This is a genomic window from Blautia sp. DFI.9.10, assembly GCF_024461705.1.
GTDB classification, from domain to species: domain Bacteria; phylum Bacillota; class Clostridia; order Lachnospirales; family Lachnospiraceae; genus Blautia_A; species Blautia_A fusiformis.
Genome location: NZ_JANGAA010000016.1, coordinates 1 through 16,765 on the forward strand (window position 1 = coordinate 1; position 16,765 = coordinate 16,765).

General features: G+C 44.3%; 14 protein-coding genes and 1 tRNA gene. 13 read left to right on the forward strand and 2 right to left on the reverse strand.

From position 1 onward, the window contains the following. The first annotated feature begins 58 nt into the window (after positions 1 to 58). Positions 59 to 129, forward strand: a tRNA-Cys gene (locus NE671_RS10440). 117 nt (positions 130 to 246) lie between these two features. Here the strand turns inward: NE671_RS10440 and NE671_RS10445 are convergent. Continuing rightward, positions 247 to 939, reverse strand: a complete 693-nt coding sequence (locus NE671_RS10445; protein ID WP_334297695.1) for a FadR/GntR family transcriptional regulator — start codon at positions 937 to 939, stop codon at positions 247 to 249. A 295-nt stretch (positions 940 to 1,234) separates the two neighbouring features. Between NE671_RS10445 and NE671_RS10450 the strand changes: the two genes are divergently transcribed. The 5 genes from NE671_RS10450 to NE671_RS10470 are packed head-to-tail and all read left to right on the forward strand — an operon-like array spanning position 1,235 to position 6,316. Beyond that, a complete protein-coding gene (locus NE671_RS10450; protein ID WP_173740445.1) occupies positions 1,235 to 2,590 on the forward strand; it encodes a GntP family permease in 1,356 nt (451 codons plus the stop codon). Positions 2,591 to 2,603: 13 nt separating this feature from the next. Continuing rightward, on the forward strand, positions 2,604 to 2,840 hold the full coding sequence (locus NE671_RS10455; protein ID WP_173740444.1) for an HPr family phosphocarrier protein: 237 nt from the start codon (positions 2,604 to 2,606) through the stop codon (positions 2,838 to 2,840). A gap of 18 nt (positions 2,841 to 2,858) precedes the next feature. Beyond that, positions 2,859 to 4,604, forward strand: a complete 1,746-nt coding sequence (gene ilvD / locus NE671_RS10460) for a dihydroxy-acid dehydratase (RefSeq protein WP_173740443.1) — start codon at positions 2,859 to 2,861, stop codon at positions 4,602 to 4,604. A gap of 2 nt (positions 4,605 to 4,606) precedes the next feature. Further along, positions 4,607 to 5,659 carry a sugar kinase gene (locus tag NE671_RS10465; RefSeq protein WP_173740442.1) on the forward strand — a complete coding sequence of 351 codons (1,053 nt, stop codon included), beginning with the start codon at positions 4,607 to 4,609 and terminating at the stop codon, positions 5,657 to 5,659. Between the two features lie 18 nt (positions 5,660 to 5,677). Further along, the gene (locus NE671_RS10470) at positions 5,678 to 6,316 is read left to right on the forward strand and encodes a bifunctional 4-hydroxy-2-oxoglutarate aldolase/2-dehydro-3-deoxy-phosphogluconate aldolase (protein WP_173740441.1); all 639 of its coding nucleotides are present in this window, start codon (positions 5,678 to 5,680) and stop codon (positions 6,314 to 6,316) included. 70 nt (positions 6,317 to 6,386) lie between these two features. On the opposite strand, the gene NE671_RS10475 is transcribed toward NE671_RS10470, so the two are convergent. After that, positions 6,387 to 6,725, reverse strand: coding sequence for a hypothetical protein (locus NE671_RS10475; protein ID WP_118752602.1), 339 nt, complete (start codon positions 6,723 to 6,725; stop codon positions 6,387 to 6,389). 320 nt (positions 6,726 to 7,045) lie between these two features. Here NE671_RS10475 and NE671_RS10480 point away from each other — a divergent pair, with 320 nt between their 5' ends. The 7 genes from NE671_RS10480 (at position 7,046) to NE671_RS10510 (ending at position 16,762) form a co-directional block, all read left to right on the forward strand. Beyond that, a complete protein-coding gene (locus NE671_RS10480) occupies positions 7,046 to 7,759 on the forward strand; it encodes an ABC transporter ATP-binding protein (protein WP_256163963.1) in 714 nt (237 codons plus the stop codon). Positions 7,760 to 7,767: 8 nt separating this feature from the next. Then, positions 7,768 to 11,625 (forward strand): FtsX-like permease family protein, encoded by a 3,858-nt coding sequence (locus NE671_RS10485; protein ID WP_256163964.1) that lies wholly within the window; start codon positions 7,768 to 7,770, stop codon positions 11,623 to 11,625. A 198-nt stretch (positions 11,626 to 11,823) separates the two neighbouring features. Further along, a complete protein-coding gene (locus NE671_RS10490) occupies positions 11,824 to 12,846 on the forward strand; it encodes a LacI family DNA-binding transcriptional regulator (RefSeq protein WP_059085320.1) in 1,023 nt (340 codons plus the stop codon). A gap of 10 nt (positions 12,847 to 12,856) precedes the next feature. Then, positions 12,857 to 14,266 carry an ABC transporter substrate-binding protein gene (locus NE671_RS10495; protein WP_059085321.1) on the forward strand — a complete coding sequence of 470 codons (1,410 nt, stop codon included), beginning with the start codon at positions 12,857 to 12,859 and terminating at the stop codon, positions 14,264 to 14,266. Positions 14,267 to 14,332: 66 nt separating this feature from the next. Next, positions 14,333 to 15,175 (forward strand): carbohydrate ABC transporter permease, encoded by an 843-nt coding sequence (locus NE671_RS10500; protein ID WP_059085322.1) that lies wholly within the window; start codon positions 14,333 to 14,335, stop codon positions 15,173 to 15,175. Next, positions 15,175 to 16,005 carry a carbohydrate ABC transporter permease gene (locus NE671_RS10505; protein WP_059085323.1) on the forward strand — a complete coding sequence of 277 codons (831 nt, stop codon included), beginning with the start codon at positions 15,175 to 15,177 and terminating at the stop codon, positions 16,003 to 16,005. The genes NE671_RS10500 and NE671_RS10505 overlap by 1 nt, the downstream gene beginning before the upstream one ends. 13 nt (positions 16,006 to 16,018) lie before the next feature. Further along, positions 16,019 to 16,762, forward strand: a complete 744-nt coding sequence (locus NE671_RS10510; protein ID WP_059085324.1) for a creatininase family protein — start codon at positions 16,019 to 16,021, stop codon at positions 16,760 to 16,762. The last annotated feature ends 3 nt before the right edge of the window (positions 16,763 to 16,765 follow it).

The window sequence follows — 16,765 nt, forward strand, 5'->3', positions numbered from 1 at the left end:
GTAGAGCATGCGGCTGTTAACCGCAGTGTCGTTGGTTCGAGTCCAACAGGGGGAGCATGGTGCCATAGCCAAGTGGTAAGGCAAAGGTCTGCAACACCTCTATCCCCGGTTCAAATCCGGGTGGCACCTCTTAGAAAGCCCTGGAGAGATGAATTTCCAGGGCTTATTTTTCCTATAAAAATGTACTTGCTGAAGACAGACTTCTGGAAGATCGGACAGCATCCTTTCCTGATGCTGTCCGACAGATCAGGAATTTTTTTCCGTAAGCAGGATTCGTTTACGATTATAAACCAGATGAAGATACATGGCATCCTGAGCACGCAAAGCGTCATGCTCTGCAATGGCAGCTGCGATTTCGCGATGTGTTTCAATTGTCTCTTCGTGTAGAGCACCACTGGTTGATTCGACAAATAATGGAATAGAGCTGTTAATTACGGGAATCAGCCGCGGAACAACAACATTTTTGCTGCTCAGCGCGATCGCTGTATGAAATTCAATGTCTTTCTGGGTATGATCCACATGTTTTTTTAATAATGCTTCAACCTCATCACAAAGTGTGGTGATTTTTTTTATATCTTTTTTATTGGCACGGGTGGCAGCCATTGCTGCAATAGAGGGTTCAAGCAGAAAACGGACTTCAAGAAGGTCATGGATCAGCTTCTGCTTGTTGCCGATAAAGGTTAATCCCAGCGGATCCTCCACCATTCCCGGAGATGATGCAATATAGGTTCCGGATCCCTGACGGATCGTCACGATATTTCTGGAAGCAAGAAGCTTCATTGCCTCGCGGACAGAGCTTCTTCCGGCATTCAGACGTTCGGACAGAACCGTTTCATTAGGCAGCTTGTCTCCAGGCTGCAGATTTTCCTTTAAAATAAATGCGATGATGTCTTCCGATAATTTTTGCGGAAGACTTTTTTCTTCTGATGACGAAATCATCATATGAGTTTCTCCATTTCTATTCGTTATTTCTTTTTATATTTTCCTTATATCTATAATAATTCCTTTAAACTATAATGTCAAAACGACAAAATGTACAAAAAATAATACGATAATTTAGATAAAATTACCGTATTGCGTTTTTGCAAGAATGAATATATTATAAATACATCAGATGAATTGAAACGAAAATAAAGAAAATCAGCACAATTCAAAAGAAAAAACAACAGAAAGATCAGATGTATTTAACGAAAAGTAAAACATCGGATGAATTAAGGAGGCAAAAGCAGAAAAAATGGAAGAAACAACATTTACAGCAGATCCAATGAGATTGATGCTTGCTGCGGCAGTGGGAATTGTGATCCTGCTGGTGCTGATCATCAAATTTAAACTACATCCGGTTCTGTCAATGATGATTTCAGCGATCATCATCGGTGCAGGTGCCGGAATGCCACTGGAAATGATCGCAGACACAGTAGAAAAAGGTGTTGGAAAGACATTACAGGGAATCGCACTTCTGGTAGGACTGGGTTCCATGTTCGGCGGAATACTGGAAGTGAGCGGAGGCGCTCAGAGAATAGCGGAAACACTGATCGACAAATTCGGTCAGAAAAAAGCCGGTTGGGCACTGGGACTTACCGGACTGGTGATCGGTACAACCGTATTTTTTGAAGCAGGTGTTGTAGTACTGATCCCACTGGTATTCAGTGTTGCAAAGCAGACAAAAAAATCCACACTGTATTATGCAATCCCACTTCTTTCAGGTCTTGCCAGCGGATATGCTTTTGTACCGCCTTCTGCGGGATCTGTACTGGTTGCCAATGCACTTGGCGTAAACCTGGGAACTATGATCATGGTTGGAGTTCCAACTGCACTGATCTGTATGCTGGTTTCAGGAATTATCTGGGGAAATCTGGTTGGAAACAAAATTTTCACTGAACTTCCGGCCAATGTGGAAGAGATCAAAGATGATGGAAAAGAGTTGCCGCCATTTGGTCTGGTGCTTGGCGTGATACTGATCCCGCTTGTTCTGATCCTTCTCAGTACTGTATCTAAATACATGCCAATTCCGACAGGAATACAGAGTTTTCTCGGATTTATCGGAAAACCGTTTCTGGCACTGACTATCGCAACGCTTGCAGCAATGTATTTTCTTGGAATCCGTCGTGGCTTTACCGGTGCACAGTTAAAGAAAATACTGGATCATTCACTGAGACCGGTTGGAATGATCCTTCTGGTCATCGCCAGCGGCGGAGTGATCCGATGGATGCTTCAGGATTCCGGCCTTGGAAATATTATCGGACCGGCCCTGGAAAAAAGCGGTCTTCCGCTGATCCTGATCGCGTTTCTGATCGCAATCCTGGTAAGGGCATCTGTGGGAAGCTCCATTGTGGCAATGACCATGGCATCAGGAATCATGGCGACTATGCCGGCAGTAATGGATACAAGCATGCTTTACAGAGCTGCTATGTGCTGTGCGATCTGCGGTGGTGCAACTGCACTGAGTCATGTAAATGATGCCGGATTCTGGCTGGTAAGTACTTTCCTTGAGATTGACGAAAAAACGACATTAAAATCCTGGACGATCATGGAAACACTGATCGGTGTTACAGCACTTGTTGTAGGCTTTGTTATTTCAATTTTTGCATAGGAGGCAGAGCATAATGATAAAGATACCGGTTTATTTAAGAGACATGTATGATGCAAAGCATCTTGTACAGGCTGCATCCGGCTGCCGGAAGGATGTGGAACTGATCTGCGGAAGATATATCGTAGATGCAAAGTCCATTCTGGGAGTATTCAGCCTTCCTACATTTGATAATGTGGAAATCGGAGCAGAAGAAGAGGATGTAAAGGAACTTAGAGAAAAGCTGGAAAATCTGAATCTGATCAGAGAATAGGAAATGGAGGAAAAAATCATGAAGTTAGTAAGTCAGGAAATGAGAAAGCTTGCACCGGAGCTTGATCCGCTGCGCCTTGGAACAGGATGGAAAAAAGAAGATCTGGGAAAGGTTCAGGTCATGGTGGAAAGCACTTATGGTGACAGCCATCCGGGAAGCGGACACCTGAACATCCTTGTGGAAGAAGTTCGTAAAGGAATCGCAGAAGAAGGTGGTTTTGGTGCACGCTATAACTGTACCGATATCTGTGATGGTGAAAGCCAGGGAACAGACGGAATCAACTACAGCCTGGCAAGCCGTGAAATGATCGCAAACATGATCGAGATCCATGCAAATGCAACACCATTTGATGCCGGTGTATATCTTTCAAGCTGTGACAAGGGTGTACCTGGAAATCTGATCGGACTTGCAAGAGTAAATATCCCTTCCGTATTTGTTCCGGGCGGAACCATGAATGCGGGACCTGAGATGTTGACCCTTGAGCAGCTGGGAATGTACAGTGCAAAGTTTGAGCGTGGAGAGATCAACGAAGAGAAGCTTGACTGGGCAAAATGCAATGCTTGCCCAAGCTGTGGAGCCTGCTCCTTTATCGGAACAGCTTCAACAATGCAGATTATGGCAGAGGCACTTGGACTTACACTTCCTGGTACAGCTCTGATGCCGTCAACAAGCCCGGATCTTCTTGCTTTCGCAAGAGAGGCAGGAAGACAGGCAGTAAGGATCGCACAGATGGAAAATATGCGTCCTTCTGATATCGTAACTATGGACAGCTTTGAGAATGCGATCCTTGTACACGCTGCAATCTCCGGAAGTACAAACTGTCTGCTTCACATTCCGGCGATCGCACATGAGTTTGGCATTGAGATCACAGGTGATACCTTTGACAGACTGCACAGAAATGCAAGATATCTTCTGGATGTACGTCCTGCAGGACGCTGGCCTGCTGAGTGCTTCTATTATGCAGGTGGTGTACCGGCGATCATGGAGGAGATCAAGGAACATCTCCATCTGGATGTTATGACAGTTACAGGAAAGACTCTAGGAGAAAACCTTGAGGAGCTGAAGAACAACGGATTTTATGAGAAATGCGACAAATGGCTTCAGGAATTTAACAAACGTTACAATGTAAACCTTACAAAGGAAGATATCATCCGTCCATATGACAAGGCAATCGGAACCGACGGAAGCATCGCTGTTCTCCGTGGAAACCTTGCACCTGAGGGAGCTGTGATCAAACACACCGCATGCCCGAAGGAAATGTTTAAATCCGTTCTCCGCGCAAGACCGTTCGACAGTGAAGAGGAGTGTCTGGATGCAGTTCTGAAGCATAAGGTTCAGAAAGGTGATGCAGTATTCATCCGTTACGAGGGACCAAAGGGAAGTGGAATGCCGGAGATGTTCTACACATCTGAGGCGATCAGCAGTGATAAAGAGCTTGGAAAGAGCATCGCACTGATCACAGACGGACGTTTTTCCGGAGCATCTACAGGCCCTGTTATCGGACACTGCAGCCCTGAGGCTGTTGACGGTGGCCCAATCGCACTTGTTGAGGAAGGCGACCTTATTGAAATCGACGTTATGGAAAGAAAGCTGAACATCATCGGGATCGCGGGCGAAAGAAAGTCTATGGAAGAGATCGACCAGATCCTTGCCGAGAGACGTAAAAACTGGAAGCCAAGAGAACCAAAATACAAAAAAGGCGTGCTGAGACTTTTCAGTGAGCATGCTGCAAGCCCAATGAAGGGAGCCTATCTGGAGTATTGATCATGAAACATAAATTTATTACTCTCGGCGAGATTATGCTGCGTCTGACACCGCCGGATTATGAAAAAATCAGAACAGCAACAACCTTTGAGGCGAGATACGGGGGAAGCGAGGCGAATGTAGCCCTTTCCCTGGCAAATCTTGGAATAGATGCTTCGTTTTTTACGGTAGTTCCGGACAACAGTCTTGGAAAAAGTTCTGTACGTATGATGAGAAGCAATGATGTGAACTGTGACAGTGTGGTTTATTCCACAGCGGAAGAAACTCCGACACACCGTCTTGGAACCTATTATCTGGAGACCGGCTACGGGATCCGCCCCAGCAAGGTAGTTTACGACAGAAAACACAGCGCTTTTTCCGAGTATGATTTCAGCAAAACAGATGTGAAAAAAATGCTGGAAGGATATACATGGCTGCATCTGAGCGGAATCACACCTGCTCTTGGAACAAAATGCAGGGATCTGATCTTAAACTGCCTGAAGGAAGCAAAAGAAATGAACATGACCGTAAGCTTTGACGGAAATTTCAGAAGTACGCTGTGGACCTGGGAAGAGGCCAGAGATTTCTGTACACTTTGTCTTCCATATGTAAATGTCCTTTTCGGGATCGAGCCGTACCATATCTGGAAAAATGAAGAAGACCACAGTGCAGGGGATGTAAAGGATGGAATCCCGTTTCAGCCGGATTTTGAACAGCAGGAAAAAGTGTTCCGGGCATTTGCGGACAGATATCCGAATATAAAATGCATTGCAAGACATGTCCGTTTTGCACATAGCTGCAGTGAAAACAGTCTTATGGCATATCTCTGGTTAAACGGAAAGACTTACGAAAGCAAGCGCCTGACCTTCCACATTCTTGATCGTGTCGGTGGCGGAGATGCATTTGTAAGTGGGATCATCTATGGCCTTATGAATGAGTATACACCGGAAGATACCGTGAATTTCGGTGTTGCTGCCAGTGCTGTGAAGCATACGATCCATGGTGATGGAAACATTACCGATGATGTATCTATGATCAGACATGTGATGGAAATGAACTTTGATATAAAAAGATAAAAAGGAAGGGAAATTCAGATGAAAGAGATAGCAGAAAAATTTCAGAAATTTGGTGTGGTTCCGGTTGTAGTGCTGGAAGATACAAAAGATGCAGTACCGCTGGCAAAGGCTCTGGTTGAGGGCGGCCTTCCATGTGCAGAGGTGACATTCCGCACAGAAGCAGCAGAAGAGTCTATCCGTCTCATGGCAGAGCAGTTCCCGGAAATGCTTGTGGGAGCAGGTACCGTACTTACAACAGAACAGGTAGACGCGGCTGTTGGCGCCGGAGCAAAATTTATCGTAAGCCCGGGCTTTGATCCTAAGATCGTAGACTATTGTCTGGAAAAAGACATTCCTGTTTTCCCGGGATGTATCACACCATCTGAGGTTGCACAGGCAGTGAAAAGAGGTCTTAAGGTAGTAAAATTCTTCCCGGCAGAACCGGCAGGCGGAATTTCAATGATCAAGGCTATGGCAGCTCCTTATACAGGAATCCGGTTTATGCCTACCGGCGGGATCAATGCGAAAAACCTTGAGGACTATCTTTCCTGTGACAAAATCCTCTGCTGCGGCGGAAGCTGGATGGTAAAAGGAGATCTTGTGAAGGCAGGAGAATTTGACAAAATAAGAGAACTGACAGCAGAAGTAAAAAAGCTTGCGGATTCCATAAGAAAGTAATCAAACTTAATACACATATTCAATAAAAAAAGCAGAACCCTGCACAACCAGGCAGAGTTCTGCTTTTTTGTCAATTATTGTGAAAATAGATCAATGAAGCAGGATCGGCAGAAGCTTTTTCCGCTTCAGCTGCCAGATCAGCTGCAGGACCCGCAGAAGGTTTCCGAAGATCCATTCGGTAAAGATAAAAGATCCCACCGAAGAAACCGGGAATTAGTCCGGCGTATCCACCGGCACATAAGATCACAGTCAGCTTCACCATCAGTTCTGTCTGAAGTTCCAGACAAACAAGTAATCCTGCAAGAATTCCGGCTGCACTCCATCCAGCTGTCAAAAGTGCAAGAAAAACAGCTGGCGCAGGGGCCTTTTTTAAATTTTGATCTAAGTGATTCCACAGTACTTTATACATAATCCATCCTCCTGTTTTGCTGGAATTATACTTCTGCTGTTGTCAGCAACAGTCAGCCATAATATTGATTTCCTTTATCTGTCTGTATTATAGAAAAGAAATGTAAAATACAAATGCGCAGGAATGAAAAATCTTTGTAAAATATAAGTAGAAATTGCATTTTGAATTAAGAACCGATATACTTATAAATATAGTTATTGATAATATTCGATCATAGCCGAAAACATTTTTCTACAGCTGTGATACGTGAGTGAGAGAATTAAAAGGGGGCAGATAAAAGCCCCCTGAAATCATATAGAGAGTAAAGAGGAGGGGTGGAAATGGAGCATACGGAAGAATATGTGAAGCTGGAGAATGTATCCAAAATCTATGGCTCAAAAGAAGTGAAGATCATAGCTGTGGATGAGATCAGCTTCCGGATAAAAAAAGGAGAATTTGTGGTTGTGGTAGGACCAAGCGGTGCCGGAAAGACAACGGTGCTGAATATCCTGGGCGGAATGGATAAGGCCACATCCGGCAATGTCTGGATCGATGGAAAAAATATTGCAAAATATACAGACCGGCAGCTGACCGGATACCGGCGGGAGGATATTGGATTTGTATTCCAGTTTTATAATCTGGTGCCAAATCTGACTGCATTGGAGAATGTGGAGCTTGCGCTTCAGATCTGTAAGGATCCTCTGGATGCCAAGACAGTTCTGGAGGAAGTAGGGCTGAGGGAGAGACTGACCAATTTTCCGGCACAGTTATCCGGCGGTGAGCAGCAGAGAGTTTCCATAGCCAGAGCGCTGGCGAAGAATCCAAAGCTTCTGCTCTGTGATGAACCTACAGGAGCGTTGGATTATCAGACCGGCAAGGCAATCCTGAAGCTCCTTCAGGATACCTGCAGGGAACGGGGCATGACGGTTATTGTCATTACTCACAACTCTGCATTGACACCTATGGCCGACCGTGTGATCAAGATCAAAAACGGCAAGGTTTCCAGGATGACTGAAAATGCACATCCCACACCAGTGGAAGAGATTGAATGGTAGGTGACGGAATGAAAGCATTACACAAAGATTTCTGGATGGAGATCCGGAAAAGTAAAGCACGTTTTATCTCGATCTTTCTGATCGTGGCACTGGGTGTTGCATTTTTTTCCGGGATCCAGGCGTCTTCTCCGGATATGAGATATTCCGGAGATGCCTATTATGAAGCGGCAAAGCTGATGGATCTGAAAATCCAGGGAACGCTGGGACTGACACAGCGTGATGTAAAAGCAGTATCGGACATTGACGGTGTGGAACTGGCTGAGGGCGGTTACTCTATGGATGTTATGAGTGGAGAGGACGATGCCAGGAAGGTTCTTCATCTGGAATCTATCAGCAGCAATTTTAATCTACTTACAGCAGATGAAGGAAGGATACCGAAAAAAAGCGGTGAGATTTTTCTGGACAAGCCATTTGCAAAGAATCGGGGGTATAAAATCGGGGATACCATATCTGTCAGTGAGGATGGAGACAGTGAGCTTCTGAAAAAAACAACCTATACAGTTGTGGGAATCGGAAGCAGCCCTCTTTATATTTCATTTAACAGAGGAAATACGACTCTTGGATCCGGTGAGGTCAGCGGCTTCGGATACATTCTTCCTGAGGATTTTGAACAGGAAGCTTTTACCCAGATCTATATTATGGTCCATGAATCCGGGGATGTGATCAGCTATACCGATGCTTACGACAATCTTATCAGGAAAATACAGAAGCGTGTGGAAGGCATCGAAAAAGAACAGTGCAGCCTGCGCTACGATGAGATCGTCGCAGAAGCCAATGAAAAACTGGATGATGCCAGAAAAGAGCTTGAGGACGGAAAGAAGGAATCAGAGGAAAAACTTGGCGACGCGAAGAAAAAGCTGGATGATGGGCAGAAGAAGTATGAGGATGGAAAAAAAGAGTACGAAGATGGAAAACAGCAGCTCAGTGATGCAAAAAAGGAGCTGACCGATGGAAAACAGCAGCTTGCTGACGGAAGAAAGCAGATTGAAGATGGATGGTCTCAGCTTAACAGCGCAAAACAGCAGGTGGAAGACGGTCTGTCCCAGTTAAATGCTGCCAGATCCCAGCTTGCCGACTCCGAAGCCCAGATAAATGAGAAGCAGGCAGAGCTGACTGCCGGATATGAACAGCTGACTGCCGCAAAACAGCAGGTAAGTGACGGTGAGGCCCAGCTCCGTGAAGCGGAAAAAACACTGGAAAGCAAACAGGCTGAGCTTGACAGTGGAAGAGAACAGTTGGAAACGGGAAAGAATACGATCAAAGAAACAAAGACTGCTCTCACCGGTCAGAAAGAACAGTGTGAGGCAGGACTTGTACAGGTTTCCGAGGGCGAATCCCAGATCAGTTCCAGTGAAGAAGCCCTTTCCGGGCAGCAGGCACAGCTGGATGAATTGACCAGCCAGAAAGAGGCATTAAGCAGTCAGGCGGCGGAGCTGCAGGCGCAGTATGACGCCGGTGTGGAAGCAGGAAAAACCGAGGAAGAGCTGGCGGAGCTTTCCACGCAGATCCAGACTTTAAATGGTCAGATCAGTGCAATGGAAGAACAGATAAATGCCGGTCAGGCCCAGATCAACGGGGCGCAGGCAGAGCTTACTGCAAAAAAATCAGAGCTGGCCCAGACAAGAGCTGAACTGGAGAGCAGCCTAGGTCAGATCAATGAGGGCTTCAGCCAGATTAAAGAACAGGAAGAGACACTTTCCAGGACAGAGGCACAGCTGAACGAAGGCCAGGAAGAACTGGATAAAGGGAAAAAAGAACTGGAAACAAAGAAAGCAGAGCTTTCCGCGGCAAAAGAAGAAATTGCGGCAAACCAGGCAACTCTGGATGATGGCCAGAGCCAGCTGGATTCGGCCAGAGCCCAGCTCAGCTCAGGGCGGCAGCAGCTGGAGGAAAAACAGGCCCAGTTAAATGCCGGTCAGGCAGAGATCCAGGCCAATACAGAAAAGCTTACCAGCAGTCAGGCAGAACTGGATGCAAATGAACAGAAGCTCCTGGATGGTGAAAAAGAGATCCGGGAAAATGAACAGAAATTAAAAGACGCCAAAAAAGACCTGGAGGACGCCAAAAAGAAGCTTTCCGATGGAAAGAAAGAATATCAGGACGGCAAAAAAGAAGCCGATGACAAAATTGCGGAAGCCCAGCAGAAGATCGAGGATGCCCAGAAAGAGGTGGATGATATTGAAACACCGGAATGGATCATCTCAGACCGCAATGACCTTCCGGAATATTCGGATTTTGGTGATAACGCAGAGCGACTGAAAAACATCGGAAAGGTTTTCCCGATGATATTCTTCCTTGTAGCGGCTCTGATCAGTCTTACCACGATGACACGAATGGTGGAGGAACAGCGAACCCAGATCGGAACCATGAAAGCGCTAGGATACGGAAAAGCATCCATTGCATCAAAGTATCTCAGCTACGCATTTCTGGCTACAGTAGGCGGAAGTATCGCAGGAGTACTTTTCGGAGAAAAGGTTCTTCCGTATATCATTATCCAAGCCTATGGGATCATGTACTGGAATATTGGCGATCACATGCAGCTGGATTATGAGTTACAATATGCACTGATCGCTTCCGGAGCAGCAGTGATCTGTACTATGGGTGCCACACTTTTTTCCAGTGCAAAAACCCTGGCAGAAACACCGGCATCTCTGATGCGTCCGCCTGCACCGAAAGAAGGAAAACGGATCCTTATTGAACGGATCAGCTTTATCTGGAAGCATCTGAGCTTTTCCTGGAAATCGTCCATGCGAAATCTTTTCCGTTATAAAAAGCGTCTTTTTATGACCATTTTCGGAATTGCAGGAAGCATGGGACTGATGCTTGTAGGATTCGGACTTTATGATTCCATTATGGATATTGCAATTCTCCAATATGACCAGATCCAGCACTATGATGCCATGGTGATTAATGATGAGGATGCCACAGACAGTCAGGAAAAGGATCTTCTGAAATTTCTGGACGGAAACAGCGAGATCGATCACTATACCCGTGTGCAGCTCACCAAGATGACGGCTCCAAAAGAAAAGGGAAGTGTCAGTATCTATGTGTATGTTCCGGAAAATACGGAAAATTTTAAAGAGGATGTAACATTACGTGACAGAAAGTCCCACGAGCAGTATGAGCTTACCGATGATGGAGCGGTGATCTGTGAAAAAACGGCTTCTCTTATCGGTGTGAAAGCAGGAGACAAGATCATCCTGGAGAAAGACAACAGAAAGTATAAAGTAAAGATCACTGCTGTCACAGAGAACTATATGGGACATTACGTTTACATGACTCCATCCTGCTATGAAAAAACATTCGGGGAGAAACCGAAGTATTCAAGTACAGTATATACTATGAAAGAGGATGCGGAGAGTGATCTGGAAACTCTTGGAAATGCGATCCTGAAATATCCGGCAGCTTTAAGTATCAGCTATACAAGCAGCACAGCAGGTCAGGTAGAGCGAATGCTGGGATCCCTCGGAGCGGTGATCTGGGTCCTGATCATTTCTGCCGGAATGCTGGCATTTGTGGTACTGTATAATCTGAACAACATCAATATCACAGAGCGGCAGAGAGAGCTTGCAACATTGAAGGTCCTGGGATTTTATGATGGCGAAGTTTCCCAGTATGTATTCCGGGAAAATATCCTGCTGTCCTTCATAGGGATTCTGGCAGGCGCAGTGTTCGGAATCTTCCTCCACCGGTATGTGATCACAACCGTTGAGGTAGATGCGGTGATGTTCGGAAGAAATATCAAGCCAATAAGCTTTGTTTACAGTGGGATCATTACCTTTGGATTCTCCATGTTTGTAAATATGGTAATGCATTTTAAGCTGAAAAAGATCAATATGGTAGAGTCACTGAAGAGCGTGGAATAAAATAATGAAATGATAAGACTGTCTGCATACAGGAATTTTACATATTTCCCTGTATGCAGGCAGTTTTGTAATGAATATCCTGAAAGACTGGGATGACCATGATCTGCCTGAAGCTAATTTTGTAAGTATTTCACAATTGAAATGTAAACGTTTTCCTGTAAGATGTAACCATAGAATTCTTCCGGAGGAATTTTAAATATGGCAAATATAGATATTAAATTTATCGCGAAAAAAAGCGGGTGTTCGATCGCTACAGTTTCCCGTGTTATCAACCGTTCCAAACCAGTCAGCGAGAAGCTGCAGAAAAGAGTGGTAGATACCATCAGAAAGTACAATTATAATCCCAGCGTTCACGCACAGTATCTGGCTGGTAAGAAGTCAAAACTGTTCGGCTTTATAATGACAAACTACATTAATCAGTATCAGCTTCTGTTGTTTCGGTATCTGAATGAGTTTGCATGTAAGATGGGATATGGCTGTATTATCCGTTATTGCAATTCAGGATTTGAGGAAAAACTGGAAGCATTAAGAGAACTGGAGATCAGAGGAATCGAAGTCTGCTTTAGCCTTTTTCTGCTCTCACGGGAAGAGGAAGCGTATATAAAAGAACATTTTAGGATTAAAGTCTGTCATATGCAGTCACCGGAAATGCGTTTGAATATCATGGAAAAAAATGAAAGCTCTGTCTATGAGACCATATGCTATCTTGCCCAGCTTGGCCACAGAAGGATAGGGGGCATCTTTTGCATTGACGAAATGGACGACAGCTTCCTTATTGCAAGGAAACGGGGATTTTTAAGAGCTGTAAAGCAGATGCAGCTGGATCAAGAAGAGTCCCTGATCGGTCAGATCCATGGAGACTATGAAAAAAGCAGTCTGATTTCTGTGATAGAGAAGATATTTGTACCTCAGAAGCTGCCAACGGCATTGTTTTGTTTTAGCGATGAAGTTGCGATAGAGGTAATGTCCTGGATCATGAAGCATGGTTACAGAATTCCGGAGGACGTATCTGTAGTTTCGTTTGACGGTATTCCGTTTTCGGAACGCATAACGCCCTCACTGTCTACGATCAGTCAGCCGGTAGAATATCAGGCAAAAAGTATCATAAACGGCATGCTGTATCTACAGGATGGAGTCGAGAGACCATGTGATGAAAAGGAAAATGAATATCTGCTGCAGATCCGTGACAGTGTGGGGATTCCTGGTCATTATGAAAAATAGGAGGAAAAATATGAAAGCGAAAAAATTAATTGCCGCTGGTATTGCGGCATCAATGTCACTGCTGACTCTTGCAGGATGCGGAACAGCCGGAAATACTGGCAATTCCGGAGGAGACACCGCCAAAGAAGATACCGTCAAGGAAGATACAGCCAAAAAAGATACAGACGAAGAAGATACAGGCTCTGTATATTTCCTGAATTTTAAATCTGAGCTTTCCGCTGAATGGGAAGAAGTAGCAGGAAGCTTTACAAAAGAAACCGGAATCAATATGAAAGTAGTTACGGCAGGAAGCGGAACCTATGAGCAGACATTAAAATCCGAGCTTTCCAAAAAAGAAATGCCGACACTTTTCAATGTTAACGGACCGATCGGCTATCAGACCTGGAAAGATTACTGTGCTGATCTGAAGGATTCCCAGATTTATGAATGGCTGACTGACAAAGATATGGCGATCACAGACGGAGATGGCGTATATGCTATACCGTATGCGGTAGAAGGATATGGAATCATCTACAATGATGCAATTATGAAGAAGTATTTTGCACTTCCGGATAAAGCCGTTGATATTTCAGATACAAAAGAGATCAAAAATTTCGACACACTTAAAACTGTAGTAGAGGATATGACAAAGCATAAAGATGATCTTGGAATCCAGGGAGTTTTCGGATCTACTTCATTTGCTCCTGGAGAAGACTGGCGCTGGCAGACACATCTTATGAATCTTCCGATCTACTATGAGTATAAAGATGATGACGTAGATAATCTGGATGAGATCAAATTTACATACAATAAGAATTTCAAAAATATTTTTGATCTTTATCTGAACAATTCATGTACAGAGCCAACTATGGTCGGTGCTAAAAATGTTGAGGAATCCATGGCAGAATTTGCAATGGGCGATGTGGCTATGATCCAGAATGGAAACTGGGGATGGGCAATGATCTATGACCTGGATGGAAACGTAGTCAAAGAGGATGATATTAAGTTCCTTCCAATCTACACAGGAGTAGAGGGAGAAGAAAAACAGGGACTCTGTGTTGGAACAGAAAACTATATCTGTGTAAACAGCAAGGCTAATGAAGCTGACCAGAAAGCTTCTCAGAAGTTCCTTGAGTGGCTGTTCAACAGTGACAGCGGAAAAGCATACTGTAATGGAATCCTTGGAATGATTCCTCCGTTTACCACATTTGGAGAGGATGAAAGACCGGATAACCCGCTTGTACAGGATATGCTGACTTATATGAACGATGATTCTTTATACACGGTCAACTGGGATTTTGCAACATTCCCGAGCCAGGAATTTAAAAACCAGCTTGGAAGCTATCTTCTTGAGTATGCACAGGGAAGTATGGAATGGGATGATGTAGTGAAGAAGACAATCGACTGCTGGGCATCGGAGAAAGCTCTGATCGCACAATAGTAGAAGAGCATGGGCAGAGACAGAAATGTTTCTGCCCTGTGTAATAAAAGAGAGGGTTTGTAAAAGATGGAAAAAGCTTTTAAAAAGAGATTTGTGATATTGGTACTGCCAACACTGATCGCATTTACAGTTGCATTTATTATTCCATTTATACTGGGAATTTATCTTTCATTTACTAAATTTACGACTGTGGCAGATGCACAGTGGGTTGGACTGAGCAATTATATAGTTGCATTCCAGGATAAGGATTTCCTGGCTTCTCTCTGGTTTACCGTTAAATTTGTGCTTGTAAATCTTGTGACTATCAATCTGATCGCTTTTGCACTGGCCTATGTGCTGTCGAGAAAGCTCCGTGGAACAAATATTTTTCGAACAGTTATATTTATGCCAAATCTCCTGGGCGGAATCGTACTTGGTTATATCTGGCAGCTGATCATCAATGGTGTTCTTGCTTTTTTCAAAACAACGCTTACTGTGAAGGCCTCATATGGATTCTGGGGAATGGTGATCGCCATGAACTGGCAGATGATCGGATATATGATGGTTATTTACATTGCGGCTATCCAGAATATTTCAGAGGATGTAAAGGAAGCGGCTCTTATCGATGGAGTAAACCGGAGACAGATGGTTACAAAGATCATCCTGCCTCTGATCATGCCTGCAATTACGATCTGTCTGTTTATGACAACGACAAATGCATTTAAAATGTTCGACTTAAACCTTGCTCTGACAGCAGGACTTCCGGGAAAATCAACTTCGCTGGTTGCACTGGACATCTATAATTCATTCTACAACAGGATGGGATATGAGGGAATAGGACAGGCAAAAGCGGTGCTGTTCTTGCTGATCGTAGCTGCAATCTCAGTAACGCAGCTTGTTGTCACACGGCGTAAGGAGGTTGAAAGCTGATGAAAAACAAGAAAAGCGAAATAGCAATGATCGTAATTCTTACAGTGATCTCGGTTTTATTTATTGCCCCGATCATTATTGTATTTATGAATTCCTTTAAGAGCAAGCTGTATATCAACAGTACACCGTTTGCACTTCCTAATGCTGACTCCTTTGTAAAAATGGCGAATTATGGAGAGGGTCTGATCAAGACTGGTTTTATACAGGCATTTTTTATTACTTTATTTATAACTGTAGCATCTGTGGTCCTTATTGTTCTGCTGACTTCGATGACAGCATGGTATCTGGTACGTGTAAAAAGTCATTTTACAAAGGTACTGTATTATCTGTTCGCTTTTGCAATGATCGTACCGTTCCAGATGGTTATGTTTACTCTTGTTAAAGTGTCAAATATGTTTAAGCTGGACAATCTGATCGGCATTGTGTTTATCTATGTAGGATTTGGCGCCGGCTTGTCAGTGTTTATGTTTACAGGTTTTATCAAATCAATCCCGGTTTCTTTGGAAGAAGCGGCAATGATCGATGGTTGTTCTATTATGAAAATCTACTTTAATGTCGTGCTTCCTGTGATACGTCCTACCGTCATGACAGTTGCGATCCTGAATGCCATGTGGATCTGGAACGACTATCTGCTTCCATATCTTGTAATTGGCTCTGAATACAAAACGATCTCTGTAGCGATCCAGTATCTTAGAGGAGGATATGGCTCTATCGATCTGGGACTTATGATGGCTATGCTGGTGTTGGCGATCATACCAATCGTTATTTTCTATATGGTCTGCCAGAAATGGATCATACAGGGAGTAATTGCCGGAGCGGTAAAAGGATAAGGAGGAGACGAGCATGAAAAAAGTATTATACGAGGAATTACTTCCGGAAGAATGTGTACAGAGGATAAAGGAGATGCCGGTTGCCTATCTGCCACTTGGCACACTGGAATGGCATGGTCCGCATATGCCTCTTGGAGCTGACGGGATCCAGTCAAAAGAACTGTTTGTCCGGGTGGCGGAAAAGGTCGGTGGTGTAGTGCTTCCGATGCTGTTCATGGGACCTGACCGTTTATTTGATGATCGGGGAACTGTATTTTATGGAATGGATATCAATACAGAGGGCGCACTGAATACTTATTGTGCCCAGCAGATGAAAGGCAGTGCTTACTGGATGGAAAAGGGACTGTTTCAGGATCTGCTGCGCAGTATTTTTGCACAGCTTTCCAGAGCAGGAGTCCGCATCGTTGTGGGACATGGACACGGTCCGTCAACAAATGCATTTCAGGAAATGAAGGAAGAGGCAGAAGAAAAATACGGACTGTGCATTATGACAGCATGGACCTATGCGGATGATGAGAGACTGAAATATCAGAATGATCATGCCGGAGCAAATGAGACCTCTATTGTAATGGCTGTTCGGCCGGAACTGGTTGACTTTGGACAGGTAAAAGAAGATGAGAGTAATCTGATCGGTATTGCAGGACGTCATCCGGTCCGAGAATCATCGGAAGCATTCGGAAATGAAATTCTGGAATATACAATGAAAACACTGATCGCAGGCATTGAGAAGGAGTACAAAACAATAAAAGAAAGATAGATA